Source organism: Rhodococcus sp. 1168, from assembly GCF_002091955.1.
In the GTDB taxonomy this organism is placed as follows: domain Bacteria; phylum Actinomycetota; class Actinomycetes; order Mycobacteriales; family Mycobacteriaceae; genus Rhodococcoides.
On the sequence record NZ_MKKY01000055.1, the window covers coordinates 231340 to 251567 of the forward strand.

At 64.7% G+C, this 20228-nt stretch carries 12 protein-coding genes, 1 pseudogene and 1 other annotated feature; of the genes and pseudogenes, 11 read left to right on the plus strand and 2 right to left on the minus strand.

Annotation, left to right across the window (positions count from 1 at the left end; translation table 11 throughout):
- Window positions 1-7: 7 nt before the first annotated feature.
- Complete coding sequence (locus tag BJI47_RS10970; RefSeq protein ID WP_176224800.1) at window positions 8-9028, minus strand: non-ribosomal peptide synthetase; 9021 nt, start codon at window positions 9026-9028, stop codon at window positions 8-10.
- Between the two features lie 239 nt (window positions 9029-9267).
- On the opposite strand from BJI47_RS10970, the gene BJI47_RS10975 reads away from it, so the two are divergent.
- The 4 genes from BJI47_RS10975 to sbnB are packed head-to-tail and all read left to right on the plus strand — an operon-like array spanning window position 9268 to window position 13065.
- Window positions 9268-10230 (plus strand): ATP-binding cassette domain-containing protein, encoded by a 963-nt coding sequence (locus BJI47_RS10975; protein WP_088943750.1) that lies wholly within the window; start codon window positions 9268-9270, stop codon window positions 10228-10230.
- Between the two features lie 5 nt (window positions 10231-10235).
- The gene (locus tag BJI47_RS10980) at window positions 10236-11012 is read left to right on the plus strand and encodes an ABC transporter permease (protein WP_217808529.1); all 777 of its coding nucleotides are present in this window, start codon (window positions 10236-10238) and stop codon (window positions 11010-11012) included.
- Window positions 11009-12058: a 2,3-diaminopropionate biosynthesis protein SbnA gene (gene sbnA, locus BJI47_RS10985; RefSeq protein ID WP_217808530.1), complete on the plus strand. Its 1050-nt coding sequence runs from the start codon at window positions 11009-11011 to the stop codon at window positions 12056-12058. Before BJI47_RS10980 ends, sbnA begins: the two co-directional genes overlap by 4 nt.
- Window positions 12055-13065, plus strand: a complete 1011-nt coding sequence (gene sbnB, locus BJI47_RS10990; protein ID WP_217808531.1) for a 2,3-diaminopropionate biosynthesis protein SbnB — start codon at window positions 12055-12057, stop codon at window positions 13063-13065. Before sbnA ends, sbnB begins: the two co-directional genes overlap by 4 nt.
- 8 nt (window positions 13066-13073) lie before the next feature.
- On the opposite strand, the gene BJI47_RS10995 is transcribed toward sbnB, so the two are convergent.
- The gene (locus BJI47_RS10995; protein ID WP_088943752.1) at window positions 13074-15089 is read right to left on the minus strand and encodes an AarF/ABC1/UbiB kinase family protein; all 2016 of its coding nucleotides are present in this window, start codon (window positions 15087-15089) and stop codon (window positions 13074-13076) included.
- A 386-nt stretch (window positions 15090-15475) separates the two neighbouring features.
- On the opposite strand from BJI47_RS10995, the pseudogene BJI47_RS24975 reads away from it, so the two are divergent.
- From BJI47_RS24975 to BJI47_RS24600, 7 genes and pseudogenes are all read left to right on the plus strand, one after another.
- A pseudogene (locus BJI47_RS24975) lies at window positions 15476-16940 on the plus strand (DUF4158 domain-containing protein); the annotation flags it as partial.
- A 192-nt stretch (window positions 16941-17132) separates the two neighbouring features.
- Window positions 17133-17351 (plus strand): hypothetical protein, encoded by a 219-nt coding sequence (locus tag BJI47_RS24590; RefSeq protein WP_088943753.1) that lies wholly within the window; start codon window positions 17133-17135, stop codon window positions 17349-17351.
- Window positions 17352-17536: 185 nt separating this feature from the next.
- A complete protein-coding gene (locus BJI47_RS11010; RefSeq protein ID WP_088943754.1) occupies window positions 17537-17746 on the plus strand; it encodes a hypothetical protein in 210 nt (69 codons plus the stop codon).
- Between the two features lie 345 nt (window positions 17747-18091).
- Window positions 18092-18415 (plus strand): hypothetical protein, encoded by a 324-nt coding sequence (locus BJI47_RS11015; protein WP_088943755.1) that lies wholly within the window; start codon window positions 18092-18094, stop codon window positions 18413-18415.
- Window positions 18376-18504: a sequence feature (AL1L pseudoknot), on the plus strand. Its footprint overlaps the gene before it by 40 nt.
- Window positions 18412-18834 carry an IS3 family transposase gene (locus tag BJI47_RS11020; RefSeq protein ID WP_088943756.1) on the plus strand — a complete coding sequence of 141 codons (423 nt, stop codon included), beginning with the start codon at window positions 18412-18414 and terminating at the stop codon, window positions 18832-18834. It overlaps the preceding feature by 93 nt. Before BJI47_RS11015 ends, BJI47_RS11020 begins: the two co-directional genes overlap by 4 nt.
- A gap of 282 nt (window positions 18835-19116) precedes the next feature.
- Window positions 19117-19626: an IS110 family transposase gene (locus BJI47_RS24595; RefSeq protein ID WP_254900519.1), complete on the plus strand. Its 510-nt coding sequence runs from the start codon at window positions 19117-19119 to the stop codon at window positions 19624-19626.
- A 15-nt stretch (window positions 19627-19641) separates the two neighbouring features.
- Window positions 19642-20228 (plus strand): transposase (locus BJI47_RS24600; protein WP_254900520.1); only part of this gene is annotated, 587 nt, incomplete at its 3' end.

The following is a 20228-nucleotide window of genomic DNA, read 5'->3' on the forward strand; positions in this document are numbered from 1 at the left end:
ATTGTCCTTACTCGAATTCGAGATCGTCTTCGATGTCGTCGATGTCGGCTTGCGTCAGGCCGGAAATACTCAGGTCCGAGGGAGTCGCACCGCCGTTCGACACATCGGTGCACAGGGTGGCCATGGCTGTCGAGACGGTGCGCCACAGTTCGGTGAGTTCGTCGATGTCGCGCTCGTCGATTATCGTGGTGTCCCAGACCAGGTCGCATCGCAGTCGACCGCCGAGAACAGCGCAGTTGATCTCGACTGCATGCCGCAGTCGTGCATCGGGATTCGCGCCGCCGCCGATCGCGTCCGGTCGCCACAGCGCGGTCGGGGCGTCACTACCGATTCGGCCCAGATAGTTGAAACATACTGCCGGGCTCGGGTACCGAGACAGCACGCGCTCGCCGACCGGGTCGAGATAGCGCAGTTGCCCGAATCCGGTTCCGTCATCGGGGGTCGCCCGCACCTGTTCCTTGACGGCCTTGACGTACGCCCCGAGATGCTCGCCGCTCGACAGCAAGTCTTCCCATGGTCTGACCGGTACCTGCAGGCGCACCGGATACAACGTGGTGAACCAGCCGACGGTGCGCGAGAGATCGGTCCGAGCCGTCGAGCGTCCGTGACCTTCGAGGTCGACGGTGACGGAGGTGTTCGAGTTCGATTGCTGCAGCGCAGCAGTCAATCCCGTCAACAGAACGTCCTGCGCGGTGCAGCGGAAGACCTCGGGCATCACCGACGTCAATGCATCGCTGACCGAAAGCGGGAAGTCGAGGGTCGTCAGTCGTGCGGCGGCAACCGTTCCGAGCGGACGCGTCGTCGACTGGATCGTTCGCGATCCAGGGGACTCCTGCGGCGCCAGTGTCGCCTGCCAGTGATCGAGCTCGGGCAGGCGTGCCGCGGTGTCACGAGTGATCATGTGAGCCCAGTGACGGTACGAGGTCCCGCCCTCGGATGCACAGAATTCGTCGATGACGGCGGTCGGTGTCGATTCGTCGAGCACGTATGCGTGGGCGAGCTCCAGATCCGCGAGCAGTGGCTCCCACGACAACCCGTCGACCACCAGATGGTGTGCGATCAGCGTCAGTTCCGACCGCTCGGGACTCCACCGTGCCGTCAACATTCGACCCTGGTCCGGATCCAGGTCACGTCCGTCGGTGAGCGGATCGAGATCGTGGTCACCGTTGTCCTGGACCGTCACCGCACGTTCGGCGGTTCCGCGTGGCGCGATCTCGAATTCGCCGTCCGGTCGACGACGCATGCGTACTGCGTCGTGTCGGTCGATCACCAGCGCCAGGGCTCGGGTGAGGGTCTGTGCGGTGGCGTCGGTAGGAACCCGTACCCGAACCGACTGATGCAGTCCGCCCAACGCCCCGATACCGTCGAAGGCAGCCACGATCGGACTCCGCGGAACGGTACCGACCGCGGGCCCGGTCTCGATGTCGTGGTCGCCCAGTGGGGTGGCCAACCGGGCTATGCCGCGGGGACTTCGGCCGGCGAAGACATCTGCGGGAGCCAGGTGCAGTCCGGCCGATGCCGCGCGACCGACCAGCGCGATCGAGGTGATGGAGTCGCCGCCCAGTGCGAAGAAATTGTCCGTGGCCCCGACGTCGGTCCGTTCCAGAACTCGGGCGAACAGGTCGATGACCAGTTGCTCGAGTTCGTCTGCTGCGGGCTCGTTCGCCGACTCGGGCGCCGAGGGCGCCGGTAAGGCCCGGCGGTCCAGCTTTCCGTTCGGTCCGAGTGGGAGGTCCTCGAGCACCACGAGGATCGGTGGAACCATGTAATCGGGTAGCGCGGACGCGGCGTGATCGGTGACCGACCGGGTGTCGAATCGCTCGATGTCGACAGCATCTTCGGGAGCGATGTACGCGACCAACTGGGTCACCGACCCGACCCTGTGCGCGACCACCGCGGCTGCTCGCACCGCGGGGTGACCGGTCAGAACGTTCTCGATCTCGCCCAGCTCGATTCGCAGGCCGCGCAACTTGATCTGATTGTCGATTCGGCCCAGATACTGCACCGAGCCGTCGTGACTCCATCGGCACAGATCGCCGGTGTCGTACATCCGCGAACCGGGTGGGCCGAACGGGTCGGCGACGAAGCGCGATGCCGTCAACGACGGGCGATGCACGTAGCCGTCGGCCAGTTGATCTCCGGCCAGATACAGGACACCCGGCGCGCCAGGGGGAACCGGTCGGAGGCGAGAATCGAGGATGGCCAGGCGCGTGTTCCACACCGGACGGCCGATCGGAACCACCCCACGGGCGACGTCGGAGCGTGAGCATTCCCAGAACGTGACGTCGACCGCGGCCTCGGTGGGTCCGTAGAGATTGTGCAGACGAGGGGGAGTGGACGAATCGAAATAGTCGAAGAACCTCCCGACGGACTCTGCCGGCAACGCTTCCCCGCTGCAGAAGACCCGGCGTAGCGACACCGACCGGGCACTGTCGGTCGCAGCGAGATAGGCCGTGAGCATGGACGGAACGAAGTGGACGGTCGTGATCTCGGCACGCTCGATCAGACCGGCCAGATAGTAGGGGTCGGTGTGGCCCTTCGGTTCGGCTACGACCATCGTGGCACCGACAGTCAACGGCCAGAACAGTTCCCACACCGACACGTCGAAACTTGTCGGGGTCTTCTGCAGAACCCGATCGTGGCGATCGAGACCGTACTCGTGCTGCATCCAGACGAGCCGATTGACGATGGCGTGGTGCGAGACGCTGACCCCCTTGGGTCGCCCTGTCGAACCCGAGGTGTAGATGACGTAGGCGGCCGACGTGGGATCAGGTGCAGGTAGCGCGAGTGCCGGTCGGCTCGCGGCCCTCGCGAGCAGTTCGTCGATGTCGATGTAGTCGAACGTCCCGGACACCTCGCACTGTCCGGATCCGACGACGACCGCAGGCTCGGCATCACCGACGAGATACGCACGGCGGTCGGACGGCAACTCCGGGTCGATGGGGAGATAGGCAGCACCGGCTGCCACGACGGCGTGCAGTACCACCACCATGTCCGGTGACCGGGGCACTGTCACCGCCACGATTCGACCGCGGACGCCCATCGCATCCAACTCGACCGACGTCCGGCGGACAGCGTCGTCGAATTCTGCGTAGGTGTAGCCCGTCCCGTCCGAGATCACCGCGGGCCACGACGGATCGGCCGCGACGGCATCGTGCGATCCGGCACGGACGAGATCGGTCAGGCTCGACGCTTCGACGTCGTGACCGGTGTCGTTCCATTCGGTCCGGATCTGTCGACGCTCGGTCGGGGTCGACAGGTCCACGTCACCGCAGAACATCGAATCGCCGGCGGCGAACATGCCGAGGGCGGAACGGATCCGATCGGCAAGGCCACGTACGAACCTCTCGTCGACGAGGGCCGGTCGGTAGTCCAGTCTCATGTGCAACCCATCGCGTGGGTCCACCACGATCGTCACCGGATAGTGCGTCGCGTCCACCGCAGCCATGGACTCGATCGGGAATGCCGACGGCGTCGACGCCAGGTCGTTGGGGTAGTTCTCGAACACCATCAGTACGTCGAACAATTGGCCGACGCCACCGATGCGCGCGATCTCTCCCAAGCCGAGGAAGTACGCACTCTGCCGATCCAGATGCTCGGTGTGTACGCGCGAGAGCAACTCCATCGGCGTCGCGTCCGGATCGATCCGGACGCGAACGGGCACCGTCTCGATCAGGCAGCCGATGATCTCGTCGACGCCGTCGAGATCGATCGCCCGTCCCGAGACGGTCTTACCGAACAGCACGTCGTCGCGATTGCCCGCGTATCCGAGCGCCAGCGCGGTGGCGACCTCGGCCACCGTTCCCACGGTGACATGGGCCTGCGCGGCCACCGCGGTGACCTTCTCGACCTCGTCGGGTGTCAGATGGAAGGCCACCGAGTCGGTCGTACGAGATGGGACGGAGGCGTCGGTACCGGTTTCATCGGGGGGTGTGGGCCGAGTCAGGTCGGCCACGCTCAGCGGCTGCGCCGAGTCCAGCGCGGTTGCCCACGTCGTCGTTGCGGCACCGACGTCCTGGAGGGCACGCCACCGGAGGAATTCGCGCGGCGTCGCTGCGGGGCCGCGGCGTTCGGGCCGAGTCGAGCGCCCAGGTCCCGGACCCGTCGCGTGAACCGTGTACGCGTCGAACAGTTGCTTCACGAGCAGTGGAACGGACCACCCGTCGAGGATCGAGTGGTGGCACGTGATCGCCATGGTCGTGTGTCCGACATCGCGGTGCAGCACCAAGAATCGGATGAGCGGGGGTGTGTCGAGGCGGAACGGCCGCGCGCGTTCGGTGGCCGTGATCTGCTCGACGTCGACAGCGGATGCACCTGGCAGGCGTACCGACGTGATCGGAGTATCGAGGGTGGTCGGCACGACCGACACCGGTCGGCGGAGGCCGTTCCACAGGAAACCTGTTCGCAAGCCCGGGTTCTCCGCCATCACCGTGTCGACGGCACCCTGCATCGAGTCGTCGTCGACGTCGGCGCCGAGCTCGAACACGAATTGAGCGGTGTAGACGTCGGTGTCGTCGGCGATCGAGTGGAACACGATTCCTGATTGCAGCGGCGTCGGGGCCGCGATGTCGTCGAGCCCTCGATCGGCGATGTGTGCGTTCGTCACGACGTTCAGTTCGTCGGTGTCGAGGTCGCACAGCTCGAAATCGCTCGGGGCGAGCGCTCGTCGCGGATCGTCGTGGGCTGCCCGGACGAGGTCGGCGCACGTGCGTTGCCACCGTTCCACGAGATCGGCGGTCCAGCGTTCCGACACCAGGCGCGGGCACGACGTCACGTGCAGCGTCAGCGCCCCCTCGGTGGTGGCGTACGCGGTGATCTCGATTGGATGCGCCGACGAGACGTCGGATTCGGCCGCAGGCACCGGGGCGACGGCGTCGATCGACCACGGACCTTCCTGTACCAAGCGGCCCAGGTAGTTGAACCCGATCTGCGGGGTCGGTGCGGTTGCCAAGATCGGCCCCGCCTCGGCGTCGAGGTATCGCAGGAGTCCGTAGCCGCGCCCCTCGCGCGGGATCGCGTGCAGCGCACTTTTGACCGCGCCGATCGTCTCGAGTGCCGAATCGAGCGGATGCAGGGCGACGGGATGGATGGTGGTGAACCACCCGACGGTCCGGGACAGGTCGTATTTGCCTCCGCGGCCGTGCCTTTCGACATCGACGACCACCTCGTGGCCGAGCGCGTGGACCAGGGCTGCGAGAAGCAGGTCGCCGGTGGTGCTGTGTGTCGCGGTCGGGGTGTCGTTCGAGAGTGCACGCGAGAGTGCAGGGGGCAGTTCGACGCTCTCCACACGTTCGCCTCCGACTGTGTCCAGCGCCGGATCGAGCTCGGCGGCAATCGCAGGACCGGGAGTGCTCAGGATCGTCCGCCAGTGCTCGAGTTCGTCGTCCGGATACGGAGTTTGTGTCAGGTCCGTCGCCCAGGTTCGGTACGAGGTCGGAGCAGGCGTCACCTCCGGTGTCCGTCCGGCCCTGATGTCGTCGTGCGCTCGGTGAAGATCCTCGAGCAGTACGTGCCAGGAGACGCCGTCGATCGCCAGATGATGGACGATCAGCACCAACTCGTCGGGGCGAGTACGAACGGCGACCAGGAGCCGACCGGTCGTCGGCGAGAGCAGCAGTCGAGCTCGCTCGCACTCGTCGTCGGTGTGCGCCGCGATCAACAGCTCGTCGTCAGGACCTCGGTCCTCGGCGTCGATGCCGATCTTCGCTCCCAGTCCAGAAGCGTCCGATACCCGCAGGCGCAACGTGTCGTGGGTGTCGCGGAGGACGCGCAGCGCCGAACGTAGATCGGCGTCCTGTGTGTCGTGCGGAATTCGGACGCGCACACTTTGATTGAACGTGGAGATGGTCCCCGCTCGATCGGCCCACCAGTGCATCATCGGAACCACGGGGAGCGTGCCGGTCCGGTTGTCGTCGACGGTGGCGCTCGCGGTGGTCGATCCGGCAGCGAGTCGACGTGGGGTTCGCAGGTCGAAGAAGTCGCGGAAGGTCACCGCGCGGCCGGCCCTCTTGATACGACCGATCGCGGTGATCGCGAGGATGCTGTCGCCCCCGAGCGCGAAGAAGTCGTCGTCGAGCCCGACTGTACGACCGAGCACATCTCCGAGCGCGGAGCAGACCGCAACTTCGGCGTCGGTCTCGGGCTTCGTGCCCGACGGCGTGGTGACCGAGACATCGGTCGGAGCAGGCAACGCCGCGAGATCGAGCTTGCCGTTGACATTCTTCGGGAAGCTGTCGAGGGCCACCACTGCCGACGGAATCATGTAGTTCGGCAGGGCAGTCGCGCAGTGCGCGGTGATGCGTGCCTGCAAGTGATCGGAGAACTGCGCCACGACGTACGCCACCAGCCTCGGTGCACCACTCGGCCCGTCCAGGCGGGCCGTCACCACCGCGTCGGCTACCTCGGGGTGCGTGCGTACCACTGCCGCGATCTCGCCGGTCTCGATTCGGTGGCCGCGGATCTTGACCTGGTTGTCGGCGCGGCCGAGGTAACGTATGTCGCCGGAATCCGACCACGCGGCCAGATCTCCGGTGTAGTACATTCGTTCTCCTGCAGCGGATTCGACGCCCGCCGATGCAGGCAGTGCCACGAAACGCGCCGCGGTCAGGGAAGGTCGACGGTGGTAGCTCTCGGCGAGGCCGGCACCGGACAGGTAGAGATCACCCCGCGCTCCTACCGGTACCGGCCGCAGAGCCGCATCGAGGATGTGTGCGCGGATTCCACGCAGCGGCCGCCCGATGGGTGGATCGACAGCAGGTACCTGGCCCGTCGACCGATACCCGTCGGCCGCGGAGAACCAGGCGGTTGCATAGACGGTCGATTCGGTGGGACCGTAGATGTTGGCGATTCGGGCACCGGGAACCGCTCGCGAGATGCGCTCGGCTGCATGGTCGGTCAGTCCTTCGCCGGCCAGTACGACGGTGTCGACCTCGACGACTGCGTCGCCGTCGAGCACCTCGACCATTGCGGACGGCACGCCCGAGACGAGCGATCCACGGAAACCGTGCTGCGCCAACTCGAGTAGATTCTCGGCCACGGTGACCGTGCCACCGACCGTCAGCGCAGGGAAGATTTCGAAGACCGATACGTCGAAGCATAGCGAGGTGGCGCAATACACCCGCCGGAGCCCGGGTTCGCCGAAGGTGTCGACTGCCCAGTCGACCAAGTGTCGCAGCGAGGCGTGCGACACCGCGACACCTTTGGGAATTCCCGTCGATCCCGAGGTGTAGATGACGTAGGCGGTGGCGGTGTCGTCCGGACGGTCCACCAGGGTGCTGCTGGGATCGATCGCTCGGGAATCAACGTCGTCGATACGCAGGGTACGGGTCTCCGTGCGGCTGCGATCTGCCGCGTCCTGTACCACCGAATCGGTGCGCGAATGCGTCAGTACCAGCTGGGGGTTCGCGTCTCGGAGTATGTGAGCGATGCGGTCGGCCGGGTGCGCCGGATCGATCGGCACGTAGCCCAACCCCGCCTTCCATGCAGCCAGGACACCGACGATCATGTCGACCGACCGGGGCAGCGCTACTCCGACCAGCGTCCCAGGTTCGGCCCCGGCACTCTGCAGCGAGCGGGCCACTTCGTCGGAACGACGCGCGATGTCCGCGTACGAGCAACTCTCGGAACCGAATTCCGCCGCGGTGCGCTGGGGATTTGCGGAGCACGCGGCGCCGAGTCGTACCAGCGGGTGGTCGGTGACGCGGTTCGTTTCGGTGGCGGTGTCGGAAAGGTGACCTGCCGAGAACCCGGTGACACGGCGACGCTCGGCCTCGGTCAGCACGTTCAGAGCCGCAACCGGCGCGGAGGCATCCATCGAGACCAAGGCGGTCAGCGCAGCGTGGTACCGCTGCTCTATCACCTCGGCATCGGCGTGCGTGTAGACGGCGGAGTCGAAATCGAGGACGATCTCGATTGCCCCGTTGCGGCAATCGATTACCAATGCCATGTCCTCGAACGGGCCGCCGGCCAGATTGCGGACCTCGGCACGCTCGGTCCCGAACCGCAGATCGCTTTCGCCCAGCACGAGATTGACCTGTGCACCGGTCACGGACGAGCTTTCGCCGCGACGTAGATCTTCGTAGCGGTACCGCTGCCGCTTCGCCGATGTGCGCAACCCGACGGCTACGTCGCCGAGGGCGACGGCCAGAGAGTCGGCGGCGTTGATACGAAGCGGCAGCGGCACGATGTTCGAAACCATGCCGGGAGTGCGCCGCATGGACGTGGATCGATTCGAGGTGAGGAGAGCCAGCACTACGTCGCGCTCACCGGTGACCTGAGCCGACACCATCGCCAGCGCTGCGACCGGCACAGCCGGCCACGAGACCGATGCGTCGCGGGCCGCGCGGCGTAGGCTGTCGACGACGTCGGCCTCAAGGCGGGAGCGGAGTCGCACACGGCCTGCGGCCACCCGGTGCGTCGGTGTGCCGATCGCCACGGGTCCGCCGTGGTCGGCCAGTCGTGCACGCCAGTATCGACCGTCTTCCGTGGCTGCTTCGCCTGTGCAGCGCTGCGTTTCATCGTCGATCAGATCGCCGATGCTGCCAAAGTCGGCGGGCGTCGCGACGGCGTCTGCAGCAGACTCGCGGTACACCCGCGCAACTCGATCCTGAACGAGGGTCACCCCGACTCCATCGAGGACGCTGTGGTGATACCGCTGGTACCAGAGGGTCGTGGTGTCGTCGACCGTCAGGATCGCGAAGACGACCAAGGGGGAGTGGCCGGGTCGCATCGGCGAGGCCATGTCGGCTTCGATCCATCGGTCCGCAGTTGCATGTGGATCGGTAGATCCGGTGCAGTCGATCACCGGGACGTCTGTCGCTGTGACCATCTCGCGGCGGAGAACGTCGGCCTCCGCCGCAACCGTCTCGAGTGTACGAGCCAGACATTCGACGTCGATACGGCCGGGAATCTCGACGACCTCCGCCAACGCGAAGACCGGATTGTCCGGGTCGAGCCGCTGCGCGTGTACGATCCCGGCTTGCGCTCGGGTCGCCGACTGCGGTGTGGTCGGGGTCACGGTTGGGTTCACGGGATCGACATCCTGCTTCGCTGCGATTGTGGACGATGGATTCATCTCGAGTGATCAGTCCCCCCGGCCACGGGTCGGGTGAGTTCTCGTGTGGCCTCGGCGAGCAATGTTCGCGATGTGACCGGCAGTGGTGCAACGCGGTTGCAGCAACCGGTAATCGGCATCGAAGGATGTCGGCAGTCGTTGCAAAGCTGTGGCGAGGGCCGCCTGTTCGACGTTTCACTATTCGGGTGACACCAATGATCGAGGCCGTAGGTCTCTGCAAACGATTCCCCGGATCCGCAGGCGTGATGGCGCTGGATTCTCTGAGTATCAGCGCCCGCGAGGGCACCGTACTCGGCGTCCTCGGTCCGAACGGTGCCGGAAAAACTACTACTGCTCGTATCCTCACCACGCTGCTCGACGCGGACTCCGGGTCCGCGTCCGTCGCCGGGTTCGACGTACGAACTCAGGCCCACGAGGTCCGCACCTCGATCGGCGTCGCCGGTCAGTCGGCGAGCATCGACAACCGACTAACCGGGCGAGAAAACCTGACGCTGGTCGGGGTCCTGAGAGGTCTCGGCCGCAAGCAAGCGAAAGCGAGGGCGCTCGAGATCCTCGAATCCTTCGGCCTTGCCGATCGCGCGAACGATGTGGCTAAGCACTATTCGGGCGGCATGCGGCGACGGCTCGACCTTGCCGCTGCCCTCGTCGGGCATCCTCGCGTGTTGTTCCTCGACGAACCGACAACCGGCCTCGACCCGACCAGTCGAACGATGTTGTGGGAGTTGATAGAACGCGAGGTCGCACACGGTGTGACGGTGCTGCTCACGACGCAGTACCTCGAGGAAGCCGATCGTCTGGCCGACACCATCGCCGTCATCGCAGGCGGAAGCCTCGTCGCCGAAGGATCACCTGCCGAACTCAAGCGTCAGGTCGGCGGTGAAGTACTCCGTGTCGTGCCGAAGGATCCGGACCGTACCGCCGACATGGCCGCCATCATGGCGACTGTGTGCGGCCGAGCGCCGTCGAACGGAAAGCAAGGTTTGACGGTGGCGCTGACCTCCACCATCGCTCAGGTCGCGCGCGTGGCAGACCGCATGGTGACCGAGAACATCGACGCGCTCGAGTTCGGCATCGACCGGCCGTCGCTCGACGACGTGTTCCATCAACTCACCGCACATTCCGAACAGACAACCCGAGAGGCAGTGACAGTCCGATGACAACCATGGCAAGTGACACAGGCGCCCTGGTCGGGCGGCAGATGCTGCATCTGGTGCGCGTTCCTGAAAAGCTCCTCGCCATCGCCGTGATGCCCGTGTCCTATCTCGTCATCTTCGGATACCTGTTCGGGGCGGCAATGTCCGTGCCCGGCGGCAACTATCGCGAGTACCTCATGGCCGGCATTCTTGCCCAGACCATGTTGTCCGGAGTCACCTCCACCGGACTGGGTGTGGCCGACGACCTCAACGGCGGTCTGATCGACCGGCTACGCGCCCTGCCGATCGCGCAGACCTCGGTTCTGCTCTCGCGTACCATCGCGAACCTCATGACGTCGGCGGTCTCGGTGGCGGCGATGGCCGGTGTCGGTCTGCTCATCGGCTGGCAGGTCAATACCGACTTTTGGCATGCAGCCGCAGGTTTCGGCGTGCTTCTGCTGTTCGGATTCGCGATGTCCTGGCTGGGCGTGTTGATCGGGCTGGTGCTGCGCACGGCCGAGGCGATCACGTCCGTGGCCTTCGTGATCGTTCTTCCCGTCACGTTCCTGTCCAACGCGTTCATTCCTCTCGAAGGTCTGCCCGGATGGTTGCGTGTGCTCTGCTCGCTCAACCCGATGAGCTGGGTCGTGCAGGCAACGCGTGAACTGTTCGGAAACCCCACCGGCGCTGCGACATCGGTCGGGTCCCCATCGAACTCGGTCGCGTGGGCCGTCGGATTCTCCGTTGCTTTGACGGTCGTGTTCGCCGCCCTCGCCGTTGCCGCCTACCGTCGGGAATCGAAGTGAGTGCCCCCGGCGGATTCGGCACCGTCACGGCTGCGTCGCCTCTCGCGCGCGTCTCGTCCGGCGGGATCGAATCCTCGCTCGGCGATACGATCAACGAATTGCGTCCGGCCTACAGCGGTTCCTCGGTGGTCCGACTCTCGCACGAGAATGTCGACCTGTTCGCGAAGCTCGAGTTCACCAATCCGACCGGCAGTTCCAAGGACCGTTCCGCGTTCTGGATGTTGCGGCGCGCCATCGCCCGCGGCGAGATCTCGACCACTCGGCCGATCGTCGAATCGTCGTCGGGAAACTTCGCCGTGGCGCTGGCATCCTTGTGCCGTGCACTGGGTCTGGAGTTCATCCCGGTCATCGATGCGAACACCAATACGAGTACCGAGAGTTTCCTGCGCCGCGCCTGCGATCGGGTGGAGAAGATCAGCGAGCCCGACAGCGGCGGTGGCTTTCTGCAGAATCGTCTGCGCCGACTCGACGACCTACGGGCCGATCTCGGTGGCTTCTGGCCCAACCAGTACGGCAACCGTGATGCGCTCGACGCGCACTACACGCTCACCGCGGGCGAGATCGTGGATCAATTCGACTCGCTGGACTACGTTTTCGTCGGCGTCGGAACCGGCGGAACCATCTCGGGGGTCTCGAATCGACTCAAGGAAGACTTTCCGGGCGTCACCGTCGTCGCCGTCGATTCGGTGGGCTCGGTCATCTTCGGTGGTCGGCCACGTCGACGCCACATTCCGGGCCTCGGATCATCCATCGTCCCGGATCTGGTGCGGCAGGCGATCATCGACGATGTCGTGATGGTCGAGGAGTCCGACACCGTCGACGCCTGTCATGAACTGGTCCGACACCACGGGGTGTTCGGCGGAGGTTCGACGGGCACCGTCTACCACGCCGTCAACCAGTACTTCCGCCATCACCGTCCGACGCGTCGGCCCCGGGTGTTGTTCCTATGCGCCGATCGCGGCACCGCGTACACCGATACGGTGTACGACTCGGGTTGGGTGCACGATCATTTCGACCAGACCGATACCGCGAGGGGCTTTCGATGACCGCAATGTCGACCGATCTGCCGTCACTCACCGTCATCACCAAATCCGAAGTGGATGGGGTGATCACGCAAGATCGCCAAGGGGTTCTGGACACCATAGCGGCCACCTACCGCGCGGTGGCCGCAGACCGAGTGGTGATACCGCACTCGTCGTTCCTCCGATTCCCGGACCGTCCCCGCGACCGAATCATCGCGCTGCCTGCTTATCTGGGGTCGGATGAGCCGGTCGCCGGAATCAAGTGGATCTCGTCGTGGCCGGGAAATACCGAGTCCGGTCGCGCCCGTGCGTCGGCAGTGTTGATACTCAACGACCTCGACTCCGGATTCCCGTACGCAGTCCTCGAATCCTCCACGATCTCGGCGACACGCACGGCAGCAGGCGCCGTGCTGGCCGCCGAACGCGTTGCGGGTGAGCGCCGGGCCGGCAAGGTCGCGATCATCGGCGCGGGGCTGATCGCGCACACGTGCTGGTCGATACTCGTCGATACGGGATGGGAGATCGACGAACTCGCGATCTACGACACGGTCGCCGCGTCGGCGCACCGCTTCGGCGAGGCCGCGGCGCACCCGAACATCAAGACCACCGTCGCCGCCAGCGCGGTCGACGCCTGCCGGGATGCAGATCTGGTCGTCATCGCCACCGTCGCGGCAGTACCCCATCTGCACGATTCGGCGCTGCTGGCATCCAACCCGATCGTTCTGCACCTGTCACTGCGTGACCTCGCACCCGAGTTGATCGTGGGCTCGGTCAACATCACCGACGACGTCGGCCATGCGGTTCGCGAGCGCACCTCGTTGCATCTCGCCGAACTCGAATACGGCAACCGAGATTTCATGCACGGAACATTGGGAGCGCTCTTGGATGATCCTGTCACCTTCGACAGGTCTGCTCCCGTCGTGTTTTCGCCGTTCGGGCTCGGCGTCCTCGATATCGCGCTCGGCCGCTGGGTGCACGATGCGGTGGTAGCCGGCGGGGGAGGCAGACCGATCGTCGACTTCTTCGGCTGAGGAAAGGTCTATTGCTGCCCGGAATCGAAGAACGAGCGGACGACCACTCGTAGTCCCAGAATGAACGAGACGAACATCAGCGCCGTGCCGAGCACCGGGTAGAGCGGCACGGTCGACGTCAGCTGTGGGCCGTCGGTGCTGAGCAGCAACAGAATCGATCCGATCGAGCCGGTACCGGCGAGTACCGACAGCATGAATTCCTGCGCGAGCTTGGTGACGAACTGACGATCGGATCGATCCTCGAACAGCCGAACACCGACGGTGAATCGTCCCTCCTCCACCTGGTCGACGATTTTGCCGATCTTGCGTGGCATCCGGCGTAGCAGCGGGAGGTTGGCCGCCACCTGACTTTCGATGGCAGACTTGATGAATGTGCGATCGAACAGTCGCCCCACCATCACCGACCGGCCTCGTTCACGGGCAACCGAGACCAGATCGAGGTCAGGTGCCAGCAGCGTCAGGGTTCCCTCGACGGTAGCGAGTGCTCGAAACGCAGCGGCGACCTGCGGTGGGATGGTGAACTTCTGCCGAATCACCAGAGAGATCAGGTCGTTGAACAGCCCGGTGTTCTTTCGGCTACCGCCGGTCGATCCGCGGTACCGAACCATCAGCTCGCCCAGACTGCGTTCGAGTGTACGTTCGTCGAGGCCGTCGGGACGGCCGAGCAGTTCGATCAAAGCGTCGGCGGCGATCAGAGAGTCCTCGGAATCCACGGCGTGCAGGAATAGTCCGAGTGACATTCGGGAGACGTCGTCGAGCCGCCCGACCGACCCGAAATCGAGTAGGACGACGGTGCCGTCGGCGCGCATCATCACGTTGCCGCCGTGCAGGTCGGCGTGGAACACCCCCGAGACGATCATCTGTCGCAGCATCTGCTCGAGCAGATCGGCCGCCAGCTCGGAACGGTGCTGGTCGGTCATCGACTCCAGGGTCGCTCCGGCACGAGTGAGCGGCACGCCGTCGATTCGTTCCATGACCAGCACCATCGGGCTGCTCAGCTCGGCGTACATCTTCGGAATCGTGTACGGACTGCTCGGCGCGAGCGTCGCTCCGATCGCTAACGCGTTGTCCAGTTCGACGTCGTAGTCGAGTTCCTCCTGGAGCGACGCTGCGAAGCCCGAGACCAAAGACGAGGTGCCGATGGCCCTCGCCCAGGGCGCCACCCGGTGTAGTCGAGCGGACAACCCGGCCAGGATGTCCAAGTCGATGTCGATCTGCCGACGTGCCGTCGGGCGCTGGATCTTGACCACCACCTCGGTTCCGTCGATCAGCGTTGCCGCGTGGACCTGACCCACCGATGCCGCGGCGAGGGGTTCGTGTTCGACGTGCGCGAACACCTCGTCGATGTGCCGATCCAGACCGTCGAGGAGGGTCGGCTCCAACGCCTCGAACGTCTCCGCTTGGGCATCGGATTGCAGTCGGGACAATTCCTCGATGTAGACCCGGGGCAACAGTTCCGACCGCGTCGACAGTGTCTGACCCAGCTTGACGAACGTCACGCCACCTTCTTCGAGGGCGTGACGCAGGGATCGGGCCGTTCGCCGCTGATCGGCGTCGGTACCTCGCGCGCCCAATCGCAGGAACCGCGCCAGCCCGTGCCGCACGAGAATGGTCATGATCTGGCCGTATCGCCGCGCCTTTCGGCGCCGCGCCTTCCAACCGAAGATCAGCGTCATCGGCCCGGGCAAGGATCCGCTCGGGGCGAGAGCTTCCAGCACCACGACGGCGAGAAGGCCGAAGAGGAAGATCCAAGCCACGGTCAACACGGCGAGCAAAGTGGCTGCGGCTGGATCGAAGAGTCGACTGCCGTTGGCCGAATCGATCAGATGCAGCCGATCTCCCACGAAGTTCAACGTCGGAGCTCCGAATCCGACGACGCCGATGCCGACGACGATGGCGCGCAGCCATCCCACGGGCACACCAAGCGTCCGACGCGCGAGCAATGCCAACGTCGCCACAGAAACGACGATCAGGGCCACGGACACGATGGCAGTGAACACGATCGAGATACCCCCGGTAATCACAGCTACCAGGATGTACCACAGCCCTCGATGTACCAAGCCGGCACGAAAAGGGCGTCGCCTTTTCGACGGTGCTACTTGGTCTTGGGGTCGTTCGCTGCAGCGATCTCCTCCTCGGCGGTGGCCTGGATGAGCGCCATCAGATCCATGTTCGAACCGGCCGAGGATTCTTCACGTCGCTCCGGTGCAATGGTCGCTTACAAGGACTTCGTTCTCCCGTTCACTCGACATGTCCTGTGACTCACCTTCCACAAGGATTTGACCACGCGAAGGTGATCCGGTGGGGGAAGGGCGAGTAGGGGTCGCCGTAGTACTCAAGAAATTTCGGGCGGATATGACCGAGTAGCCTGCTGGACTGGGAATCTTCGGAATCAGACGGGAGGTACCCAGTGGTTGCCGAGGTCTTCAGCGACAAGGAGTTTCAGTCCCTGCGGCGGTTCCCGGAGATTGGACGGCAGGAGCTGGTTCGGTTCTTCACGTTGACCCCGGCGGACGTGGCGTTCGTCGACCCGGGCCGGGGCCGCGGTGCGGCAGACCGGTTGGGACTTGCCGGAACCCTGTGCACGCTTCCGTGGCTGGGGTTCGTACCCGATGCCGTAACCGCAGCACCGCGAGCCGCGGTTACGCGTCTGGCCGAGCAACTTCGGGTTGATCCCGATGAGATCGATTCGTACGGGAGGCGGGCGAAGACCCGCACCGATCATCTGCGGCTGGCGGCGAAGTATCTCAGCTGGCGGGTACCAACGATGGTGGAGCTCGAGGAACTCGATCAGTTTCTGTTGGCGCGGTCGATGGAACACGACTCGCCGACCCTGCTGTTTCGGCTGGCGTGAGTATCTGGTTTCGGCGAAGGTGATCCGGCCGGGTCCGGTGGCGATGGTCAAACGGGTGGCGCACGCCCGAGAGGTTGCACGGTCGGAGACGTTCGACCGGTTGGCCCACGAGTTCACCACTGAGCGTCGCAGCGGGCTCGACGGTCTGCTCGAGAATGATCCCGAGATCGGAATGACCCGGTTGCGGTGGTTGGGCACGGGTCCGGTGGAGGCCTCGCCCGCGGCGGTGAAGGCCGAGGTCGGGAAGCTCGAGTTCCTGCGGGCAATGGGTGCACACAGCCTGGACTTGTCGGTGTTGCCGGCCGAGCGGCGCCGATTCCTGGCCACGATAGGTCGACGATTGACCGCGCAGGCGTTGGCACGGCGAGCCCGAGCGGCGCTATCCGATCCTGCTGACGCTGGTAGCGCAGTCGGCGACCGAGGTCCTCGACGAGGTGGTGCAGTTGTTCGACCAGGCTGTCTCGGCGCGGGAGAGCAAGGCGGGACACAAGATGCGCGAAGCGTTGGCCGAGCGCGCCAAGGCTGGGGAGGGCCGGCAGGCACTGTTGGATACTATTTTGGCGATTGTCACTGACCCGGCGGTGCTGGACGAGCAGGTCGGCATGCTGATCCGCGGCGAGCAGATCGGGTGGGCGCGGCTGCGGTCGGCGCAGTCGAATGCGTTGCCGCCGTTGCCGCGTGATCACGGCCACCTGGCCTCGCTGAACGGCTCCTATGGTTACCTGCGGCAGTTCACCCCGCAGGTGCTCGAGGCAGTGGCCTTCGCCTGCGGCACCGCCGCCGCTGAACTGCTGGACGCGGTAGCGATCCTGCGGGAGCTCAATGCCACAGGCGCCCGCAGGTCGCGGCGGATGCCCCGACCGAGTTCGTCCCGACCCGCTGGCGCGGCTACCTCGACGCCGCGGCCGAATCGGGTAACACCAGCGCGTACCGACACTATTGGGAGTTGTGCGTGCTGCTCGCGTTGAGGGACGGGCTGCGATCGGGCGATGTGTGGGTACCGGATTCGCGCCGCTACGCCGGGTGCCCGGTGGCGGTACCGATCGACCGGTGGGGACAGATGTCGCTGCCCGCCGATGCAATGAGCCCGGCCGCGATCGCCGACATCGTCGACGCATACCGGAGAGGCGCTGCGCCGCTCCGCAGTCCCGTTCGGCGCAAGCCCCGAGACCGCACCGACGACGCACATGCCCCGCACCATCTGCGCTAGAACATGATTCGATCGAACTCAGCACGGAACTATTACGAGGTCGGGATTCGGGCACGCCGCACTGCGCACACCTTGTTGACCGAGGTGCCGGAGCTGTATGACGAGGTCGAGGATCGTATCGATGCATTGCTGGCCCGTACCCTGGGTCTGCTCGAACAGCACACAGTCGACGATTCGTCCGCAACCGGTGACACCGAACAGGTCGGCATCGTGACGAGATGAGCAGCAGCCTGCTATCGGTGAGCGACCGGAAAATGGAACCATCGATCCGCCGCCTCGGGACAGGCTATTGACTGGCGTCGCGAACGATGACGCGACCGAGGTGTCGAGAGGCTACGATATCGGCTATTTCGAGTTCGGTTGCATCGCAGACGGTTTCCAATGCCGCATACGCTGAGGCAGTCGAGGTGCTGCACGAGAAAGTCGATGTCCTTCTCGATCGATTGACCGACTCACTGCTGACTGTTCCGGCGGCTGGGCCGAGTCAGTGGCGTGTACCGACTTTCGTCGAAGCAGGGGTGCAGCAGGCTCGGTCGATCACGGGGCTGTGCGTGGGGAACTTGCGCGTCGTGCTGGTGTTGCCGATCCCGCGCCGTCGGACCGCGCCGAACGAGTAGGCGGCGTCAGCACGACCCCCGAGATCTGGGCTAGTCGATGTCGCCGCGTCCTGTTCTGTCGGTGCGAGATAAGGATGTGCGGTCACCCACGGGCTCGTCGGTGGCGAATCCACTATGCCGTAGACGCACTTCAGCGCCACTACGAGCGTACATTCCGGTGAGAAGCAAAGTCGTTTCAAATCCCGGCATGTAATGGAATCAACTCAACCGCAACCGAAATGCGTGGCGGCCGGAGCACACCCCTATTCGGTACGGCAAACGAGCTGCATTGACTACTTGAGTGTTCGTCACGCTTTGAACCGCACCGGGTTGTCCGGAGGCTTCACTTCTTAGGAGAATGAAGCCATGTCACGCCCGACCCACAACTACCCGACCGAACTGCGCGAACGCACCGTCCGAATGTTCGCCGAGATTCGTAACGACTACCCCTCGGACTGGAAAACCGCCGAGTCGATCGCGGAAAAATTAGACATCCGAACAGCGCAAACGGTCCTCAACTGGGTGCGCAAAGCGCAAATCGACGCAGGCCAACGCGCCGGTACGAGCACCGACGACGCCGCCGAAATGCGCAAGCTCCGCGCTGAGGTCCGAGAACTGAAGCGGGCCAACGAAATTCTGAAGGCGGCGTCGGTTTTCTTCGCAGCGGAGCTCGACCGCCCACGCAAGTGATCTGCGCGTTCATCGACGCGAAAAAAGATCAGTACGGGGTCGAGCCGATCTGCCGCGTTCTCTCCGAACACGGGTGCAAGATCGCCCCGTCTACCTTCTACGACGCCCGCAGCCGGCCGCCCTCCGCCCGGGACCTGCGAGACGAGGAACTCAAGACGATTATCAAGAAGACGTACGAGGACAACCGCAGTGTCTACGGCGCTCGCAAAGTATGGATGTCATTGCGGCGCGCAGGTGTCGAGGTCGCGAGATGCACCGTTGAACGATTGATGGCCGAACTGGGCTTGCGTGGGGTATTGCGGGGACAGAAGCCTCGAACGACGGTGTCGGATCCGAAGGCGGCACGGGCGAAGGACCTGGTCGGCCGAAATTTCAATCCTGTTGCACCGAACAAGCTTTGGGTTGCAGATTTCACTTAATGGGGTGGTCGGCATCGATTGCGACACGAAAAGGCGACTGGCAGGTGGTCACTGAGATTTTACCGACCGGGGCGCAGGCTGAGGTGGTGAGCTGCTGGAAGGTGATCACTACCAAGATTGAACGGACCGCACCCGAAGGTCTGAATGTAGACGGTGGCCCTGCCAGTCGTCCGAGGTACGTGATCGGCTTGTGAGATGCCGCGCCACAGAGCGCTGTCCATTAGGTTGCCGCACCACCTCGAGCTCACAAGGAAGGAAACCGACCAACGGGAGGAGTGATCCATGGGATTGACCGTCGGGATCGACTGGGCCGAGATCCATCACGACGTCGCCATCATGAACACCGACGGAGCGGTGATCGCGCGGGCGAGGATCGACACCGGTGCAACCGGATTCATCGAACTACTCAACCTGATCGCATCACACGGCGGCACCGCGGAGGATTCCCCAGTTGCCATCGAGACCGACAAGAACCTGCTCGTCGTTGCCCTCGCAGACGCCGGGTTCATCGTCTATCCGATCAATCCGCGTGCCGTCGCGCGGTACCGCGAACGGCACGGGCAAGCAGGCGGCAAGTCCGATCCCGGCGATGCTGCGATTCTGGCGAACATCTTGCGCACCGACCGCGATGCGCACCGAACTCTCCCCGCAACTACTGAGCATGCCCGCGCGATCAAGGCACTCGCCCGGCAACATCAGGAAGCGCTATGGGCACTGCACCAAACCCTGAGCCGGCTGCGATCTGTGTTCCTGGAATTCTATCCTGCAGCACTGCAAGCATTTCCGAACTAGAAACACAAAGCGACAGTGGTCGTTCTCGGTGCAGTACCCACGCCGACCGCTGGCCGCGATTTGACGAAACGGCGCCTCGTTGCTCTGCTACATCGGGCGGGACGACGCAACGACGAGAAGCTGGTCGATCAGATTCTGGCTGATCTGCATGCGCCGGCGCTGACGCAACCACGTGAGGTCGAGGATGCGCTCGGACACGCAGTGACCGGTCTGCTCGGCATCGTCGCCGCGATGCACACAGCGGTGGATGCGCTCGAGAAAGAGCTCGGCGAAGTCTTCGATACCCATCCGATGGCGCCCCTCCTCAGATCCGTTCCAGGTCTGGGTACGGTACTGAGTGGCCGCATACTCGCCGAGATCGGCGACGACGCAGAACGATTCACCACGCCCGCCGGATTGCGCGCATTCGCCGGAACTGCACCGATCACCCGTGCATCAGGCCGATCGCACTACGTTAAAGCTCGCAAAGTCCGGAACAAACGACTCGGCGACGCCTGCCACTGGTGGGCATTCTCCATCCTGACGAAATCACCGGGTGCTCGGGCACACTACGACAAACGTCGAGCTATGGGAGAGCGCCACAACGCCGCTCTCCGCAACCT